This window comes from Streptococcus mitis, assembly GCF_003944325.1.
Lineage (GTDB): Bacteria > Bacillota > Bacilli > Lactobacillales > Streptococcaceae > Streptococcus > Streptococcus mitis_CW.
Genome location: NZ_RJPX01000011.1, coordinates 37,233 through 54,175 on the forward strand (window position 1 = coordinate 37,233; position 16,943 = coordinate 54,175).

The 16,943-nt window shown below is 41.2% G+C and carries 12 protein-coding genes and 1 pseudogene; 11 read left to right on the plus strand and 2 right to left on the minus strand.

Annotated elements, in window-relative coordinates:
* Window position 1: 1 nt before the first annotated feature.
* Complete coding sequence (gene purB / locus D8787_RS04840) at window positions 2-1,300, plus strand: adenylosuccinate lyase (protein WP_125421313.1); 1,299 nt, start codon at window positions 2-4, stop codon at window positions 1,298-1,300.
* A 56-nt stretch (window positions 1,301-1,356) separates the two neighbouring features.
* Here the strand turns inward: purB and strH are convergent, their stop codons facing one another.
* Window positions 1,357-5,178, minus strand: a complete 3,822-nt coding sequence (gene strH, locus D8787_RS04845; RefSeq protein ID WP_125421316.1) for an LPXTG-anchored beta-N-acetylhexosaminidase StrH — start codon at window positions 5,176-5,178, stop codon at window positions 1,357-1,359.
* Between the two features lie 406 nt (window positions 5,179-5,584).
* Entirely contained in the window at window positions 5,585-6,301 is a 717-nt protein-coding gene (locus D8787_RS04855; protein ID WP_001007192.1) for a GntR family transcriptional regulator, read from the minus strand.
* Between the two features lie 317 nt (window positions 6,302-6,618).
* Here D8787_RS04855 and D8787_RS04860 point away from each other — a divergent pair, with 317 nt between their 5' ends.
* The 10 genes and pseudogenes from D8787_RS04860 to D8787_RS12105 all read left to right on the plus strand — a co-directional run.
* A complete protein-coding gene (locus D8787_RS04860; protein WP_125421319.1) occupies window positions 6,619-8,406 on the plus strand; it encodes a glycoside hydrolase family 35 protein in 1,788 nt (595 codons plus the stop codon).
* The gene (locus D8787_RS04865; RefSeq protein WP_000156971.1) at window positions 8,403-8,879 is read left to right on the plus strand and encodes a PTS sugar transporter subunit IIB; all 477 of its coding nucleotides are present in this window, start codon (window positions 8,403-8,405) and stop codon (window positions 8,877-8,879) included. Before D8787_RS04860 ends, D8787_RS04865 begins: the two co-directional genes overlap by 4 nt.
* 26 nt (window positions 8,880-8,905) lie before the next feature.
* Window positions 8,906-9,811, plus strand: coding sequence for a PTS mannose/fructose/sorbose/N-acetylgalactosamine transporter subunit IIC (locus tag D8787_RS04870; protein WP_049539025.1), 906 nt, complete (start codon window positions 8,906-8,908; stop codon window positions 9,809-9,811).
* Window positions 9,798-10,619, plus strand: a complete 822-nt coding sequence (locus D8787_RS04875) for a PTS system mannose/fructose/sorbose family transporter subunit IID (RefSeq protein ID WP_000185289.1) — start codon at window positions 9,798-9,800, stop codon at window positions 10,617-10,619. Before D8787_RS04870 ends, D8787_RS04875 begins: the two co-directional genes overlap by 14 nt.
* A 3-nt stretch (window positions 10,620-10,622) precedes the next feature.
* Entirely contained in the window at window positions 10,623-11,027 is a 405-nt protein-coding gene (locus tag D8787_RS04880; RefSeq protein WP_125421322.1) for a PTS sugar transporter subunit IIA, read from the plus strand.
* Between the two features lie 252 nt (window positions 11,028-11,279).
* Window positions 11,280-12,446: an SIS domain-containing protein gene (locus D8787_RS04885; RefSeq protein ID WP_125421325.1), complete on the plus strand. Its 1,167-nt coding sequence runs from the start codon at window positions 11,280-11,282 to the stop codon at window positions 12,444-12,446.
* Window positions 12,447-12,667: 221 nt separating this feature from the next.
* Complete coding sequence (locus D8787_RS04895) at window positions 12,668-13,705, plus strand: aldose epimerase family protein (RefSeq protein WP_125421328.1); 1,038 nt, start codon at window positions 12,668-12,670, stop codon at window positions 13,703-13,705.
* Window positions 13,706-13,848: 143 nt separating this feature from the next.
* Window positions 13,849-15,045: a CAP domain-containing protein gene (locus D8787_RS04900; RefSeq protein WP_125421331.1), complete on the plus strand. Its 1,197-nt coding sequence runs from the start codon at window positions 13,849-13,851 to the stop codon at window positions 15,043-15,045.
* A gap of 465 nt (window positions 15,046-15,510) precedes the next feature.
* Window positions 15,511-16,749: pseudogene (locus D8787_RS04905) on the plus strand (YSIRK-type signal peptide-containing protein); the annotation flags it as partial.
* Window positions 16,750-16,790: 41 nt separating this feature from the next.
* Window positions 16,791-16,943 (plus strand): SIALI-17 repeat-containing surface protein (locus tag D8787_RS12105; RefSeq protein ID WP_185776753.1); only part of this gene is annotated, 153 nt, incomplete at its 3' end.

The following is a 16,943-nucleotide window of genomic DNA, read 5'->3' on the forward strand; positions in this document are numbered from 1 at the left end:
CATGATCGACCGTTACTCTCGCCCTGAGATGGCGAACATTTGGAGTGAAGAAAATAAATACCGTGCTTGGCTTGAGGTGGAAATCTTGGCTGACGAGGCATGGGCTGAGTTGGGGGAAATCCCTAAGGAAGATGTGGCTTTGATTCGCGAGAAAGCGGACTTTGACATCGACCGTATTTTAGAGATTGAGCAGGAGACGCGCCATGATGTGGTTGCCTTCACGCGTGCGGTTTCTGAGACGCTTGGTGAAGAGCGCAAGTGGGTCCACTATGGTTTGACTTCTACCGATGTGGTAGATACGGCCTACGGTTACCTCTACAAGCAGGCCAACGACATCATCCGTCGTGACCTTGAAAATTTCACCAACATCATCGCTGATAAGGCTAAGGAGCACAAGTTTACCATCATGATGGGGCGTACCCACGGTGTGCACGCTGAGCCTACAACCTTTGGTCTTAAATTGGCGACTTGGTACAGCGAAATGAAGCGCAATATCGAGCGTTTCGAACATGCGGCTGCGGGTGTGGAAGCTGGTAAGATTTCTGGTGCGGTTGGAAACTTCGCTAATATCCCACCATTTGTTGAGCAATATGTCTGCGACAAACTTGGTATCCGTGCCCAAGAAATCTCTACACAGGTCCTTCCTCGTGACCTTCATGCTGAGTACTTTGCGGTTCTTGCTAGCATCGCGACTTCAATCGAGCGTATGGCGACTGAAATTCGCGGTTTGCAAAAATCTGAGCAACGCGAAGTGGAAGAATTCTTTGCCAAAGGACAAAAAGGTTCATCTGCTATGCCTCACAAACGCAACCCTATCGGTTCTGAAAACATGACAGGTTTGGCGCGTGTTATCCGTGGTCATATGCTTACGGCCTATGAGAACGTTGCTCTCTGGCACGAACGCGACATTTCCCACTCATCAGCTGAGCGTATCATCACACCAGATACGACCATTTTGATTGACTACATGCTCAACCGTTTTGGAAATATCGTCAAGAACTTGACGGTCTTCCCAGAAAACATGATCCGCAACATGAACTCGACTTTCGGTCTTATCTTTAGCCAACGTGCTATGTTGACCTTGATTGAAAAAGGCATGACGCGTGAGCAAGCCTATGACTTGGTGCAACCAAAAACAGCTTACTCTTGGGACAATCAAGTAGACTTTAAACCTCTTCTCGAAGCAGATCCAGAGGTAACATCACGCCTTACACAAGAGGAAATCGATGAAATTTTCAACCCTCTTTACTACACTAAACGAGTGGATGATATCTTTGAACGTCTAGGACTGGGTGATTAATTAAAAAAATAAACAGCGAGCTTTAATCTCGCTGTTTATTTTTTTATTGAAAAGACTTAGTCTTCTTTTCTTTTAGTGAGTCCATAGAATGCTAGTGTGGCCATGAGTCCTGCGACTACTAGTCCTGCAGAATGGTGACTTCCTGTTTCTGGAAGTTTTTTCTCTGTTGCTACAGGAGCTGGACCTTGAGGAAGAGCTTTGTTTTCCTCAGCAGGAGCAGTTGATGGAGCTGGTTGGCTTGGGATTTCTAGTTTTGATTCTTCTTCAGCAATAGCGGCTTGTCTGTGTTCATCACCTACATGCGTTACCAGAGTTCCGACTTCAACTATTTGTGTAACGGCTTCCTGCGCTACGACACTATTTACAAGTGTTTTCACTTCCTTGCCATCGGCAGAAGTGCTCACAGAGTAGAAGTTTGTACGATGCCCGTTGACACCTTTAGTAAGGACTTGAGTTTTTCCTTTGAGCAAGAGTGGATTTTCACGAGTCACTGTGGTAAATTGAATTTCTTCCTCTTGAACATCTAGTCTAGGTTTTACCTCAGTAGTTGGTGCAAGACCACTTTCATCACCCTTGTGAGTTACAGGAGTACCGACTTCAACAACTTGGTTCACAGCTTCTTTGGTTATCAGGCTATCAAGGATTGTTTCGGTTGTTTTTCCATTTTCAGTGAGTACAGAGATGTAATGAGTTCGTTCACCTTTGATTCCTGCTGTGATAATATTTTGCTGACCAGCTGGAAGGTTAGGATTTTCTTTCTTGATAACATCAAATGGAATTTCTTCAGTTCTTGTGATGAGTTCTGGCCTGGTTTCAACATTGGCAACCACTTCATTTTCATCCAGGCTTCCTGAGTGAGTTGCAGCTGGTTTGAGACCTAAGCGAGCAGCTCTTAGTTTGGCTACAAGTGTGTCAACTTCAGCTTGTTTATTACGGTTGAGGTTGTAATTTAGAGCTGTTTTAGTTGCACTTAGGGTGTCTAAGCTTTCCTTGCTGTATCCTTCTAAGTTTTCAGGAATTTGTGCGATTTCTTCGCGGAGAGCATTATAATTAGCACGGAAGTAGTCTTTATTGTGGTCTGCAAAGGCAGTCATAAGTTCAAAGATTTCTTCCTCCTTATACTTAGCGCTTGGTCTATCTGCCCAGATAGCAAGCATACTTCCGACTGTTGGAAGGTCTACTTCAGGATATTTGGTAGAAGCTAGTTGATTGAATGGTGTTTTTCCAGTATTCTCAATAGCTTTTTTGAGGAAACCACCACCATCTTCTGGTTTTTGACCGAGAATGTAGTACCAGTCACCGTTGGTATTCAAGAACTTATAACCCTTGCTTGCTAGGTATTGAGGTGATGCGAGGTTGTAGCCCCACCAGCCTTTAGACCAGTAAGAAATCAAGACATCTTTGTCAAACTCAACATCGTCCTTGTCCTCATAGTAGAAGCCATCGTTGAAGGCCATTGGTTGAAGCCCTCTTTCTTTGGCCATAGCTGTGAGGGTGTTGGCATATTCGGCAAACTTGCCATAGAGTTGATACCATTTGAGGTAGTACCAGCCTTGGGCACTAGTCGCATCGTTGGCATATTCGTCAGTACCAAAGTTGAAAATCTTTGTTTTCCCTGCAAAGAAGTCCATGTATTTACCGATGAGGGTTTTTACAAAGTTCATCGCTTCTTCGTTTCTCAAGTCCATAGTTGTTTTAGAGACTTTGTCAAAGTGGGCTTGAGGATTTTTAATGCCTAATTTTTCCATGGCAACCAGCATAGCATCCATGTGACCTGGACTGTTAATAGCTGGGATGAGACTGATGCCCTTAGATTTAGCGTATTCAATTAGTTCTGTCACTTCTGCCTGTGTAAGTGCAGTCCCGTTTGGATCATCGTAGTAAGCTTTTGTTCCTTGTATGATGGCATTTTTGACATCATCACTTGCATAGCTTTTTCCGTTGGCAGTGATGGTCATATCATCGAGTAGGAAGCGAAGTCCGTCATTTCCTAGAAGGAGATGAACATCAGAATATCCGAGCTCACTGGCCTTATCTACGATGCGTTTAAGCTGATCAAGAGTAAAGTATTTGCGTCCAGCATCGATTGAAATCACCTTGTTTTTAGCAAGTTTTTCAACCTCACGTTTAGCATCTTCTTCTTTTTGAGCTTCTGGTGTGAAGGTCAAATTGCTGACTGCTTCTTGAAGTTTTGCAATTGCTTGGTCAATCGTGTCTTGTTGAGCGCGGCTGAGGTCGCTATCAAGTGAACGGATGGCTTTTGCCGCTTCGTTAACTGCTGCGACACTTTCTGTAGTATAACGGTTAAGGTCTTTTGGTACCTCGTTAAGTGCTTGTTCTGCAGACTCATAATCAGCTGCGAAGTATTCAGCATTAGAATTTGCGAATTGACGCATGAGTTTGAAGAGGCGTGACGGTGAATAACGTGCAGATGGAGTGTCAGCCCAAGTAGCTACCATACCACCGATGAATGGAATAGTTGCTCCGTCGGATTTTGGTACCGAAGTGATTGGAGTGTTCTTGATACCGTTTAATCCTTGATCAAGGTTGTACCAACCTTGGCCATCTGCATTTCGCCCAAGAACATAGTACCAAGCATCGTTAGTGTTTAGGATTTGGTGACCTTTTTCTACTAGAAATTTAGAAGAAGCGACGTCGTAACCTCCCCAACCACCAGTCCACATTGAAACGATGATATCTTTGTCAAAAGTTCCGAAGCTAGTATCACTATTGTAGTAAATACCATCATTGAAGGCCATTGGTTTTAGACCGTGCGATTTGACGATGTGAGCAAGATCATTAGCGTAAGTGATGAATTTACTATATTTTCCTTTTGTTTGAAGGACAGTCCAACCTTTGGCGTTTGTTGCGTCATTGGCATATTCATCAAGTCCGATGTTGAAGATTTCAGTCTTTTTCGCGAAATAAGCAGCATACTTGTCAATAAGGGCTTTTGTAAAAGCGACCGCTTGTTCGTTGTCAAGATCTACGGTACGAGCTGATTCCTTCCCGAAATAGCTAAAGTTAGGTTTTTGGATTCCCAATTCTTTCATGGCATTGAGAATCGCATCCATGTGACCAGGGCTATTTACTGTCGGAATGAGACCGATACCTTTATCTTTGGCATAGTTAATCAGATCTGTCATTTGATTTTCTGTTAAGTGATTGCCGTTTGGATCGTTGTAATAATCATTTGTACCTTTTTCAATGGCACGTTTAACATCGTCACTGGCATAGTTCTTGCCGTTAGCTGTGATGCTCATATCGTCCAACATGAAGCGGAGCCCATCATTTCCAACTAATAGGTGTAAATCAGTGTAGCCATAATGTTTCGCTTTATCGATGATTTCCTTTAGTTGCTCTGGTGAGAAATATTTACGTCCAGCATCAATAGAAACAATTTTCTTTTTCGCTAGCTTTTCATTAGTTTGAGTGGCACGTTCAGTAGTCTGTGCGAGTACAGCAGGAGTGGCAGGCTCGTTTTTCTTTTCAGTATTGGCACTCTCTGCGCTTTTTTTCACTTGAGTTGTGCTCTCTACTTCCGTAGTAGGAGCTGGGCTGGCATGTTCTGTTACTACTGGTGTTACCACATTGTCTGTTTTTGGAAGGACTGTGTTAACAGTATCTTTTTCAGTTTTAACTTCCTCTTTTATAGTTTTATCAGCTTGTTTTACAAGTTTTTCTGCTTTATCTTGAATTGGTGCTTCTGATGCTTGTGGGCTATCCGGCACAGCTTGCAAAGTTTCAGTAGCTTTTGGTGCTGGTGTGAGTCCATCTGCAGATACGACTTGCGCACTGAAGGTAAATCCTATCAGTACAGAAGCTGCTCCGACTGCATACTTGCGGATTGAGAAACGCTGTTTCTTGTCTAGTTTCATGATAAAACCTCCTTGATACAACTATTTTGATAACGTTTACATAAAACCAATTTAATTTTATTATCTATATAGTAAAAAGTCAAGCAGGTTTATATAATAATTATAATAAGCGGAGGAAATCATAAGATTTTGGAAATAGCAATTTGTATAAGAATGTAAAATCAAGGAAAAATCAGTGATTTTTAACTTATTTTTAGTACAAGTGCTACAAATAAATATATTTATACTCTTCGAAAATCAAATTCAAACCACGTCAACGTCGCCTTGCCGTACTCAAGTACAGCCTGCGGCTAGTTTCCTAGTTTGCTCTTTGATTTTCATTGAGTATTAATAGCGTTTTCATAGTCGCTTTTTTGTGCTTTAATATATATAGAAAAGCCCAAGCGCTTAGGCTCAGGCCTTCTTCTTAGTGATCACGATCACATGAAATGAATTTGATCTTGTAGTAATCCGCTCGTTTATAAGTTTCGCTGTATGCAAGAACTTGGCCAGTAGATTCTAGCCTAGTAGTCTTGGTTTGTAAAACTGTTGGGAATTGCTCATCGACTCCGAGGGCCGAAGCCGCATGTTCTGGAGTTGGAAATGTGATTTCATTGATTTCTTCAAAATGTTCATCATTCATGTGAATGTGGTAATCTGATTTGAAACGGTTATAGATAGAACTATAATATTCAAGATTTGGATAATTTGCGTTGATGTATTGTTCTGGAATGTAAGATGTGTGGTAGATGTATACGACACCATTTGTTTCGCGTACGCGTTCAATCTTGTAGTAGAACTGGTCACCACGTAGTCCAAGTTTTTCTAAGTAGTTTAATTTGTTGCCACGTTCAATAGAAAGGACAGTAACTTTATCATCTTTAGTTTCAAAAACTTCTACATCTGAAAACTCTACGAGTTTGTGTTTGCGTGCGCGTGAAACGAATGTACCCTTTCCTTGTTGGCGGACAATATAGCCATCTTTGGCAAGATCGTTTAAGGCGCGGACAACGGTTATAGAACTTACATCATACATTGCAATCAATTCAGCTTCAGTGTAGAATTTATCTCCACTGGCAAATTGACCAGAAATGATTTTGTTCTTTAACTCATCTTTAATATATTGATACTTTGGAATTGCCATGTTTTCACCTCGATTTTCCTTTTCCACTAAAAATTTTACCATAAAATTGAAAAGAATAGTAGAGTTTTGAATAAAAAAATTAGAATAATAGGGTAAAAGGTTAATTTACATCAAAATTAATAGAAAAACATACATTTTTATACATGTTTTTAAAGGATACTATTGTTATAAATTAGAGATTTTTATAAGTTTTTTGTGTAAAAGTTAGTTAAAAATGAAAAAAATTGTGAAAGCCTATTGACAAATGCAAAATATTGAGATATAGTTACTATATCAACAAATGAAAGCGCAAGCTTTAGTTGTTAGAAGGTAAAAATATGACACGATTTGAGATACGGGATGATTTCTATCTCGATGGAAAAGCATTTAAGATTTTATCTGGAGCCATTCATTATTTTAGAGTTCCTCCAGAAGATTGGTATCATTCGCTCTATAATTTGAAGGCTCTTGGTTTTAACACGGTAGAGACTTACGTTGCTTGGAATCTACACGAACCCCGTGAGGGTGAGTTTAACTTTGAAGGAGCTCTGGATTTGGAGAGATTTCTCCAAACAGCACAAGATTTAGGCCTCTATGCTATTGTACGTCCGTCACCATTTATCTGTGCGGAGTGGGAATTCGGTGGCTTACCAGCTTGGCTCTTAACCAAAGATATGAGAATCCGTTCATCAGACCCAGCATATATCGAGGCAGTTGGTCGTTATTATGACCAACTCTTGTCACGATTGGTTCCACATTTATTGGACAATGGTGGGAATATCCTCATGATGCAGGTTGAAAATGAGTATGGTTCTTATGGCGAGGATAAGGCTTATCTGAGAGCCATTCGACAGTTGATGGAAGATCGTGGCGTAACCTGTCCCCTCTTTACATCAGATGGTCCTTGGAGAGCAACTCTGAAAGCTGGAACTTTAATCGAAGATGACCTCTTTGTAACAGGCAACTTTGGTTCTAAGGCACCTTACAACTTTTCACAGATGCAGGAATTCTTTGATGAACATGGCAAGAAATGGCCACTCATGTGTATGGAGTTCTGGGATGGCTGGTTCAACCGTTGGAAAGAACCGATTATCACACGGGATCCAAAAGAATTGGCAGATGCAGTTCGTGAGGTTTTGGAGCAAGGTTCCATCAATCTCTACATGTTCCATGGCGGTACAAACTTTGGCTTCATGAATGGTTGCTCGGCTCGAGGGACCTTGGATTTGCCACAAGTCACATCTTATGATTACGATGCCCTTCTGGATGAAGAAGGAAATCCAACTGCCAAGTACTTGGCAGTCAAGAAGATGATGGCGACACATTTCCCAGAGTATCCGCAGTTGGAACCGTTCTATAAGGAGAGTATGAAAGTAAATGCTATTCCATTAGCTGAAAAAGTTTCCTTGTTTGAAACCTTGGATAGCTTATCTAGTCCTGTAGAAAGCCTTTATCCTAAAAAAATGGAGGAGCTAGGACAAAGTTATGGCTACTTACTCTATCGAACAGAAACAAACTGGGATGCAGAAGAAGAAAGACTTCGTATCATTGATGGTCGAGATAGGGCTCAGCTTTATATCGATGGTCAGTGGGTTGAAACCCAATATCAAACCGAGATTGGGGAAGATATTTTTTATCAAGGTCAAAAGAAAGCGCTGTCTAGGATTGATATATTGATAGAAAATATGGGGCGTGTCAACTATGGGCACAAGTTCTTAGCGGATACACAACGTAAAGGAATCCGAACAGGGGTTTGTAAGGATTTACACTTCTTACTAAACTGGAAACACTATCCACTCCCACTAGATAATCCTGAGAAAATTGATTTTTCAAAAGGATGGACAGAAGGACAACCAGCCTTTTACGCTTATGACTTTACAGTCCAAGAGCCAAAAGATACTTACCTAGACTTGTCTGAGTTTGGTAAGGGAGTTGCCTTTGTCAATGGGCAGAATCTAGGACGTTTTTGGAACGTCGGCCCAACTCTCTCGCTTTATATTCCTCATAGCTATCTCAAGGAGGGTGCTAATCGCATCATTATCTTTGAAACAGAGGGTGAATATAAAGAAGAGATTCATTTAACTCGTAAACCTACACTAAAACACATAAAGGGGGAAAACTTATGACAATTGTAGGATGCCGTATCGATGGACGTTTGATCCACGGACAAGTAGCCAATCTATGGGCTGGAAAACTAAATGTTTCACGTATTATGGTTGTAGATGACGAAGTTGTCAACAACGACGTTGAAAAGAGTGGTTTGAAACTCGCGACACCACCAGGTGTGAAATTGAGTATTTTGCCGATTGAAAAAGCGGCAGCCAATATTCTTGCTGGAAAATACGATAGCCAACGTCTCTTTATCGTGGCTCGTAAGCCAGACCGCTTCCTTGGTTTGGTCGAAGCAGGTGTACCACTTGAAACCCTCAATGTTGGGAATATGTCTCAAACGCCAGAAACTCGCGCCATCACACGTTCTATCAACGTAGTGGATAAGGATGTGGAAGACTTCCACAAACTGGCAGAAAAAGGTGTTAAACTTACTGCTCAAATGGTTCCAAATGATCCAGTTTCAGACTTTTTGAGCTTATTAAAATAGGAAAAAATTTTTAGGAGGTCATTGTTATGATACAATGGTGGCAAATTTTACTTCTCACTTTGTACTCAGCTTATCAAATCTGTGATGAGTTGACGATCGTTTCATCTGCAGGTTCCCCTGTATTTGCTGGTTTCATTACTGGTTTAATTATGGGAGATGTGACTACTGGTCTACTTATCGGTGGTAACTTGCAACTGTTCGTTCTTGGGGTTGGTACCTTCGGTGGTGCTTCTCGTATCGACGCAACTTCTGGTGCGGTTCTTGCGACAGCCTTCTCTGTTTCACAAGGAATTGATACAGCACTTGCGATTACAACAATCGCTGTGCCAGTAGCAGCTCTCTTGACTTACTTCGACGTTCTTGGACGTATGACTACTACCTTCTTCGCTCACCGTGTGGATGCTGCAATCGAACGCTTTGATTACAAAGGAATCGAACGTAACTACCTACTTGGTGCGATTCCTTGGGCTTTATCTCGTGCCCTTCCAGTCTTCTTTGCCCTTGCCTTTGGTGGTGCCTTTGTACAATCAGTCGTAGACTTTGTAGAAGCATACAAATGGGTTGCAGATGGTTTGACACTCGCAGGACGTATGCTTCCAGGTCTTGGATTTGCAATCTTGCTTCGTTACCTTCCAGTTAAACGTAACCTTCACTACCTTGCTATGGGATTTGGTTTGACAGCTATGTTGACTGTTCTTTACTCATATGTAACAGGTCTTGGTGGCGCTGTTGCTGGTATCGTAGGTACTCTACCGAAAGATGTTGCTGAAAAAATTGGTTTCGTGAACAACTTCAAAGGTTTGTCTATGATTGGTATCTCTATCGTAGGTATCTTCCTTGCAGTGCTTCACTTCAAAAATAGCCAAAAAGTAGCTGTAGCAGCACCTTCTACACCATCAGAAAGTGGGGAAATCGAAGATGACGAATTCTAATTACAAACTTACAAAAGAAGATTTTAATCAAATCAACAAACGTAGCTTGTTTACTTTCCAATTGGGTTGGAACTACGAACGTATGCAAGCTTCTGGTTACCTTTACATGATCTTGCCTCAATTGCGTAAAATGTATGGGGATGGAACTCCTGAATTGAAAGAAATGATGAAAGTTCATACTCAATTCTTCAATACTTCACCATTCTTCCATACCATTATCGCTGGTTTTGACCTTGCCATGGAAGAAAAAGATGGTGTGGGTTCAAAAGACGCCGTTAACGGTATCAAGACAGGTTTGATGGGACCATTCGCTCCTCTTGGGGATACAATCTTTGGTTCACTTGTACCTGCTATCATGGGATCTATCGCAGCAACTATGGCTATCGCTGGCCAACCATGGGGAATCTTCCTTTGGATCGCAGTTGCAGTAGCGTATGACATCTTCCGTTGGAAACAGTTGGAATTTGCCTACAAAGAAGGGGTTAACCTTATCAACAACATGCAAAGTACTTTGACAGCTTTGATTGACGCTGCATCTGTACTTGGTGTCTTCATGATGGGTGCTCTTGTAGCAACAATGATCAACTTTGAAATTTCTTACAAATGGGCAATCGGTGAGAAAATGATTGACTTCCAAGACATCTTGAACTCAATCTTCCCACGCTTGCTTCCAGCAATCTTTACTGCCTTTATCTTCTGGTTGCTTGGTAAGAAAGGTATGAACTCTACTAAAGCTATCGGTATTATTATCGCACTTGCCTTGGCTCTATCTGCCTTTGGTAAATTTGTACTTGGAATGGGCGCATAATTTATGGCTAAATCATTAATTTTGGTGAGTCATGGTCGTTTCTGTGAAGAGCTTAAAGGTAGCACAGAAATGATCATGGGTCCACAAGACAATATTCATGCAGTGGCTCTTCTTCCAGAAGATGGCCCAGAAGACTTTACTGCAAAATTTGAAGCTACTATTGAAGGATTGGATGATTTCTTAGTCTTTGCGGATCTTCTCGGTGGAACACCATGTAACGTGGTAAGCCGTTTGATTATGGAAGGTCGCGACATCGAACTTTATGCAGGAATGAATCTTCCAATGGTGATTGAATTTATCAATGCGAGCCTTACAGGTGCAGATGCGGACTACAAGAGCCGTGCTGCAGAAAGCATTGTGAAAGTTAATGACCTGTTAGCTGGCTTCGATGATGATGAAGATGAATAATACTCTTCGAAAATCTCTTTAAACCATACTAGCGTCGCCTTGCCGTAGGTATATGTTACTGACTTCGTCAGTTCTATCTGCAACCTCAAAGCAGTGCTTTGAGCAGCCTGCGGCTAGTTTCCTAGTTTGCTCTTTGATTTTCATTGAGTATACGATGTGATAACGTGAAAATCGTTAGAGCATTTTATATAGAATATACATGGGAATGGGGCTTACTCCCATTCCCATATTTAATAGAAAAAGAGGAACTCAATGCTACATTATACAAAAGAAGACTTAATTGAATTGGGCGCAGAAATCACTACACGTGAAATCTACCAACAGCCTGATGTATGGAAAGAAGCTTTTGAATCTTATCAAGCAAAACGTGAAGAAATTGCAGCCTTTCTACAAGGGATTGCGGATAAACATGACTATATTAAGGTTATTTTGACAGGTGCTGGGACTTCTGCTTATGTGGGAGATACCTTGGTACCTTACTTTAAGGAAGTCTATGACGAACGCAAGTGGAATTTTAATGCTATTGCGACCACAGATATTGTTGCCAATCCAGAAACTTATTTGAAAAAAGATGTGGCGACTGTCCTTGTATCTTTTGCTCGTAGTGGGAATTCGCCTGAAAGTGTTGCAACTGTTGATTTGGCCAAGGCCTTGGTGGATGAGCTTTATCAAGTGACGATTACTTGTGCAGCGGACGGTAAATTGGCTCTTCAAGCCCATGGCGATAACCGCAATCTCTTGCTCTTGCAACCAGCTGCTTCCAATGATGCTGGATTTGCTATGACCTCTAGCTTTACGTCTATGATGTTGACAGCTCTCTTGGTCTTTGATCCTACAGAATTTGCTGTGAAAGCTGAACGTTTTGAAGTTGTGTCTAGTCTTGCTCGTAAAGTTCTAGACAATGCAGAAGATGTCAAAGAGCTTGTTGACCTAGACTTTAACCGAGTCATCTACCTTGGCGCGGGTCCTTACTTTGGACTTGCTCATGAAGCTCAGCTCAAGATTTTGGAATTAACAGCTGGCCAAGTGGCGACAATGTATGAAAGTCCAGTTGGCTTCCGTCACGGTCCAAAATCTCTTATCAACGAAAATACAGTTGTCTTGGTCTTTGGTACAACGACAGACTACACTCGTAAGTACGACTTGGACTTGGTTCGTGAAGTTGCTGGTGACCAGATTGCTCGCCGTGTTGTGCTTTTTAGTGATCAAGCCTCTGGTCTGGAAAATGTCAAAGAAGTGGCCCTTGGTTGTGGCGGTGTCTTGAATGATATTTACCGTGTCTTCCCATACATCGTTTATGCCCAACTCTTTGCCCTATTGACTTCACTCAAGGTAGAAAACAAACCAGATACACCGTCTCCTACAGGTACAGTAAACCGTGTGGTACAAGGTGTGATCATTCACGAATATCAAAAGTAATACTCTTCGAAAATCAAATTCAAACCACGTCAGCGTCGCCTTGCCGTACTCAAGTACAGCCTGTGGCTAGCTTCCTAGTTTGCTCTTTGATTTTCATTGAGTATAAGACAGTGTTTATGAATTTTTGACAAGAGGATTTGTAAATTATCAGATAAACCATAGATTGTCAGTACGCTTTCTATGGTTTGTTTGCTTGAGAGAAATAGTAAAAGGAGAACAGAATGAAAGCATATACAGAGCGTGTATTTGGAAATGTTGAGGGCAAGGATGTCTTGGCCTATCGTTTTGAGACGGACAGTGGTTACCAACTTGAGGTCATGACTTATGGTGCGACCATCTTGCGCTATGTTACACCTGACAAGGATGGACATTTTGCCAACGTTATCTTGGGATTTGATGACTTTGATAGCTATGTGGGCAATAGTCCTAAGCATGGAGCGAGCGTAGGTCCTGTGGCAGGTCGTATTGCAGGTGCGACCTTTGAGCTCAATGGCAAGACTTATGACCTTGAAGTCAACAATGCTAGCAACTGTAACCACAGTGGTTCAACTGGTTGGGATTCTAGCTTGTTTGAACTAGTTGAAGTGAGCGACCATGGCTTGACCCTCTACACAGAACGTACAGATGGTACAGGAGGTTTCCCTGGTAATCTTAAGATTTGGATCAGTTACCACTTGGAAGAAACTGGTGCCTATGAAATCAGCTACAAGGTAACGACAGATCAGGATACGCTGGTCAATCCAACCAACCACAGCTATTTTAACTTGTCTGGTGATTTCACGCAGACGATTGACCGTCATGTCTTCCAACTAAACACAGAGGGCATTTACCCAATCGCTCCCGACGGTGTTCCTGCCAAAACTCCAGATGCAAATCGTAATGTGGTCAAACACATCTATAATGGTGCCTTGCTCAAGGATATCTTTGCAGAGGACGATGAGCAAATCCAGCTGGTATCAGGTTTGGATCACCCATTTGCGCTTCCTGCGGGACATGACAATGCTGGATTCCTTTATGACCAAAACTCAGGTCGCTTCCTGCTCTTCAAGACAGAGGCTCCTTGCTTTGTAGTCTACACAGCAAACTTTGTGGATGAGAGTGTCATCATAGGAGGTCAGCCAATGATTCAGCACAATGGGATTGCCCTTGAAGCGCAAGCTTTACCAGATGCCATTCACAGTGACCTCAAAGACCAGGTTATCCTCAAAGTCGGTCAAACCTTCACCAGTAAGACACGTTATGAGCTTGTTGTGAAATAAAGGATAAAGTTTATACTTTTCGGGGGGAATATCATTTGCCTCATGACATTAGTAGAAACGGACAAAGAATAGGAAAATATGATATAATTGTGTGTTGAGAAGTATTTATCAAGATACGATTCAAAAGATATAAGGAGTAAACAATGAAGAAAATTGTATTTGCTAGTGCCTTGACCTTGACCTTGGCTGGAGCAGTTTTGACAACTGATGTTTTTGCGAATGACAGATTGGTGGCAACACAATCTATTAATGGTAAAAATGAAAATGTATTGACCTCAGAGGTGCTAAAACCTTCTAGTGGCAACGTTTTGGTCGGAATTAAGGGAGAATTTTTGACTCCAAACAAACAAGCTATTTTGGATGCAATCAATAAGATTCGTAAGGAAGCAGCTGATGAAGGTTTGGTAGATAAGTATGTCCCTATTAAATGGTCTACTGATCTTGAGAAAACTGCTTTTGTACGCGCTACTGAGGTGTCAGTAGCTTTGAAACCTGAGCGTCTTTCTACGAAAGAAATCTGGACTGCTTTTCCATCTAGTAATAGTATAAGAGGAGAAGCTTTAGATGTAAACTATGAAGGTTTTCTAAAAGCAATTGAAAACTGGCATGCTGAGAAGGCGAATTATGTAGCGAAAAAGAAGGCTGGAACATCTAAAGAATTTACAGGTTATTATGAGGTTTTGATCAATTCTAAATTTACCTATGTGGGTCTCGCGGCCTTTAAAAATGCAGCCAGCTCTCAGCAAGTAGCAACGATTTCTCTAGCTTTAGGTGATGATGCTTCTTCAGAAGAATTGGCTGGTGGCTATGGTTCTGCTATTCAATATACAGAAGTGACTGCCTCAAACCTTTCAACCGTTAAAAGTAAAGCTACAGTTGTAGAAAAATCGTTGAAAGATTTTAGAACATCTACATCTAGTCAGTCTGGCTGGGTGCAATCTAATGGTAAATGGTATTTTTATGAGTCTGGTGATGTGAAGACAGGATGGGTGAAAACAGGTGGTAAATGGTACTACTTGAATGATTTAGGTGTCATGCAGACTGGATTTGTAGAAGTTGATGGAACATGGTATTTCCTTGATAGTTCAGGCGCGATGTTTACAGGCTGGGGAACAGATGGTAGCAGATGGTTCTACTTTGATGGCTCAGGAGCTATGAAGACAGGCTGGTATAAGGAAAATGGTACTTGGTATTATCTTGATCAATCAGGTATCATGAAGACAGGTTGGTTTAAAGTTGGTCAATACTGGTACTATGCATATGGTTCAGGAGCTTTGGCTGTGAACACAACAACACCAGATGGTTATAATGTAAATGGTAATGGTGAATGGGTAAACTAGGCTGAAAATAGCAAGTCATAGGTAAAGTATTCATCTTACTTATCCCAAAAAGAATAAACTATCAGAAAGAGGTTGATGGCGAACATTGACCTCTTTTGGTTTATAAAGACTGGACTCTTTGTTGCTTCAATCTCAGAATTTTCTATTATGAACTAATATTTTATAGTATATTAAAAGCATAATCGGTAATCTAATTAAAAAATACTGTAATTAGTTTGAAACTCCTCACTTATTTGTTTAGATTTTGTTTCCNTTTTCCATTGTTGCAGTTCACTGTATTCTTCTATAAAATTGCAGTATATTTTTAAGTATATTTCAATAGAAATTTCTATCGATTTATTGTATAATGATAAGTAATTATTGAAAAGTACTCAGAAAATTCCATACTATATTATTTTTTATGTTTATACTTTTATGCTACAAAATATAGATTGATATAAAGAGTATAGAAAAAGCGAGGTTAATATGAGCCGAAAAAGCATTGGTGAGAAACGCCAGAGTTTCTCGATGAGAAAGTTGTCAGTGGGATTGGTATCAGTTACTGTATCTAGTTTCTTTTTGATGAGTCAAGGGATTCAATCGGTATCAGCCGATAATATGGAAAGTCCAATTCATTATAAGTATATGACCGAGGGTGAATTGACAGACGAGGAAAAATCCTTGCTGGTAGAGGCCCTTCCACAACTGGCTGAAGAATCAGATGATACTTATTACTTGGTTTATAGATCTCAACAGTTTTTACCGAATACAGGTTTTAACCCAACTGTTGGTACTTTCCTTTTTACTGCAGGATTGAGCTTGTTAGTTTTATTGGTTTCTAAAAGGGAAAATGGAAAGAAACGACTTGTTCATTTTCTGCTTTTGACTAGCATGGGAGTTCAATTGTTGCCGGCCAGTGCTTTTGGGTTGACCAGCCAAATTTTATCTGCCTATAATAGTCAGCTTTCTATCGGAGTCGGGGAACATTTGCCAGAGCCTCTGAAAATCGAAGGTTATCAATATATTGGTTATATCAAAACTAAGAAACAGGATAATACAGAGATTTCAAGGACAGTTGATGGGAAATAATCTGCTCAAAGAGATAGTCAACCAAACTCTACAAAAACATCAGATGTAGTTCATTCAGCTGATTTAGAATGGAACCAAGGACAGGGGAAGGTTAGTTTACAAGGTGAAGCATCAGGGGATGATGGACTTTCAGAAAAATCTTATATAGTAGCAGACAATCTATCTTCTAATGATTCACTCGCAAGTCAAGTTGAGCAGAATTCGGATCACAAAGGAGAATCTGTAGTTCGACCAACATTGCCAGAACAAGGAAATCCTGTGTCTGCTACAACGGTGCAGAGTGCGGAAGAGGAAGTATTGGCGACGACAAATGATCGACCAGAGTATAAACTTCCATTGGAAACCAAAGGCACGCAAGAGCCCGGTCATGAGGGAGAATCAGTAGTTCGCGAAGATTTACCAGAATACACAAACCCGGTGGCAACAAAAGGAACACAAGAACTGGGTCATGAAGGCGAAGCTGCAGTTCGCGAGGAAACTCCAGAATATACTAAACCACTAGAAACCAAAGGCACGCAAGAACCGGATCATGAAGGCGAAGCTGTAGTCCGAGAAGAAGCGCCAGAGTACACTAATCCAATAGCGACCAAAGGGACGCAAGAGCTAGGACATGAAAAGAACCAGGACGTGAGGGAGAATCGGCGGTTAACGAGTTACCAGAGTACACTGATCCAGTAGTGACAAAAGGAACACAAGAGCCAGGACATGAAGGAGAATCAGAGGTCCAACCGGAGTTACCAGAGTACACTGATCCAGTAGCAACTAAAGGAACACAAGAACCAGGCCATGAAGGAGAATCGGCGGTTAACGAGTTACCAGAGTACACTGAT

Coding starts and splice junctions, on each gene's coding strand:
- D8787_RS04880 (WP_125421322.1), top strand. CDS start 10,623: ATGGCTAAATCATTAATTTTGGTGAGTCATGGTCGTTTCTGTGAAGAG.
- D8787_RS04860 (WP_125421319.1), top strand. CDS start 6,619: ATGACACGATTTGAGATACGGGATGATTTCTATCTCGATGGAAAAGCA.
- D8787_RS04900 (WP_125421331.1), top strand. CDS start 13,849: ATGAAGAAAATTGTATTTGCTAGTGCCTTGACCTTGACCTTGGCTGGA.
- D8787_RS04870 (WP_049539025.1), top strand. CDS start 8,906: ATGATACAATGGTGGCAAATTTTACTTCTCACTTTGTACTCAGCTTAT.
- D8787_RS04885 (WP_125421325.1), top strand. CDS start 11,280: ATGCTACATTATACAAAAGAAGACTTAATTGAATTGGGCGCAGAAATC.
- purB (WP_125421313.1), top strand. CDS start 2: ATGATCGACCGTTACTCTCGCCCTGAGATGGCGAACATTTGGAGTGAA.
- D8787_RS04865 (WP_000156971.1), top strand. CDS start 8,403: ATGACAATTGTAGGATGCCGTATCGATGGACGTTTGATCCACGGACAA.
- D8787_RS04895 (WP_125421328.1), top strand. CDS start 12,668: ATGAAAGCATATACAGAGCGTGTATTTGGAAATGTTGAGGGCAAGGAT.
- D8787_RS04855 (WP_001007192.1), bottom strand. CDS start 6,301: ATGGCAATTCCAAAGTATCAATATATTAAAGATGAGTTAAAGAACAAA.
- strH (WP_125421316.1), bottom strand. CDS start 5,178: ATGAAACTAGACAAGAAACAGCGTTTCTCAATCCGCAAGTATGCAGTC.
- D8787_RS04875 (WP_000185289.1), top strand. CDS start 9,798: ATGACGAATTCTAATTACAAACTTACAAAAGAAGATTTTAATCAAATC.